Origin of the sequence: Janthinobacterium sp. ROICE36 (assembly GCF_002869965.1) — a bacterium.
GTDB lineage: Bacteria > Pseudomonadota > Gammaproteobacteria > Burkholderiales > Burkholderiaceae_D > Janthinobacterium.
In genome coordinates, this window is the sequence record NZ_PEBS01000171.1 from 1 (window position 1) to 1423 (window position 1423).

General features: G+C 55.0%; 1 protein-coding gene and 1 pseudogene. One reads left to right on the forward strand and one right to left on the reverse strand.

Annotation, left to right across the window (positions count from 1 at the left end; translation table 11 throughout):
- Window positions 1–247: pseudogene (locus CSZ94_RS27255) on the forward strand (IS630 family transposase); the annotation flags it as partial.
- 22 nt (window positions 248–269) lie between these two features.
- On the opposite strand, the gene CSZ94_RS27260 reads toward CSZ94_RS27255, so the two are convergent.
- Entirely contained in the window at window positions 270–935 is a 666-nt protein-coding gene (locus CSZ94_RS27260) for a TetR/AcrR family transcriptional regulator (protein WP_258001239.1), read from the reverse strand.
- Window positions 936–1423 lie beyond the last annotated feature (488 nt).

A 1423-nucleotide genomic window follows, 5' to 3' on the forward strand; every position in this document is an offset into this window, starting at 1 on the left:
CACGCCGACGTCCGCCTCCTGGCTCAACATGGTCGAGCGCTTCTTCCGCAGTTTGACAACGGATCGACTCCAGCGCGGAGTCTTTCGTAGCGTCCATGAACTGACCGTCGCAATCCATGAATATATTGCGACCCATAATCAGAATCCGAAGCCGTTTGTATGGACCGCCAAGGCTAACGACATCCTGCAAAAAGTGATCCGTGCCAATCGGAGGCTTAGTTCAAAGAATAACGAAGCACTACACTAGATCCGGGGTCAGACCCCATTTTTCAAGCCGCCGTCTGCGCCTTGACCATGCCAAGGTATCCGCGCACCGTACCGACGACACTATCGGCGAAATCGTCGACATTGACCTTCGCGGCGCGGTACTTCCAGCGCTTCACGTACCAGTCCTGGAACAGGGCCAGGCAGTGCGCCGCCAGCAAGGTGGGATCGCCCTGCGGCTTCGGCTCGATTTCAGCGATGGTGGCGGCCATCAGCGTCTGCACATACAGTTCGGAATTTTTCGCCATGCTGCGCTGCTCCACCTGCAGCACGCGCGAATCCATGAAGACAAAATAAAACCACGGCTGCAGCACTTCCGACAGGTAGATCGACGAGCGTATCATCGCCTCCAGACGGTCCAGCGGCGACTTCACGTCCGCAAACAGCAGCGGCAAGGCTTGCGTGGCGTGGCGCACCACGTCCTCGATCATTTCAGCCAGTTGGTCTTTGCTGGTGATGTAGCCATACAGGCCGCCCATCGACAGTCCGGTCTCGCGGCACAGGTCGCGCAAGCTCATGGCGCGGAAGCCCACGTCATTAGCCAGGCGGAAGGTGGCGACGAAGATGCGTTCAAGATTTTCCAGCGCCGGCTTGCGGCGCTTGACGCCGATGCGTTCCGCGTGGCGGTCAAGAATATATTCCCAGATGTTTTCGCCATTTAAAGGCGTCATCTGCTGAAACTGTTCAAAATTGAAATGGGTCGACAAGTGCATTCCCAAGTAACGGTGTATGAGCAATGTAAGACAGCACCTGAGCGGTGCTGCAAGACGGCGGGACGGCTGGTGCCGGGCCGATTATAGCTCAGGAAAACAATTGTGACTTTTCAAATATGCAATAGGCGCATACGCAAGGCCAAATTCCCACAGTTATTGCGCTGCATCATGCAATTCCCTGCAATTTAAATCCAGTGGTGCTACATTTCAAAAACCGAGCGCTCGCTATTTTTAATGCATCAACAGAATGTGCAGGAGCGCACGGCACATCGCTACAGCATCGACATTTCCATACTATTCAAATAACGGAGACAAAATGGTAACTGTTCAGCCGGGGGCTGGCTGAATCGGGTTTCCAGCGAAGGCGCGTTGCAAGACGGCGAGCATGCCATGGCCTTGTTTCCGTAGCGTGTCGAGGCAGGAGCGAATAACGCAGAAGTTTTGCG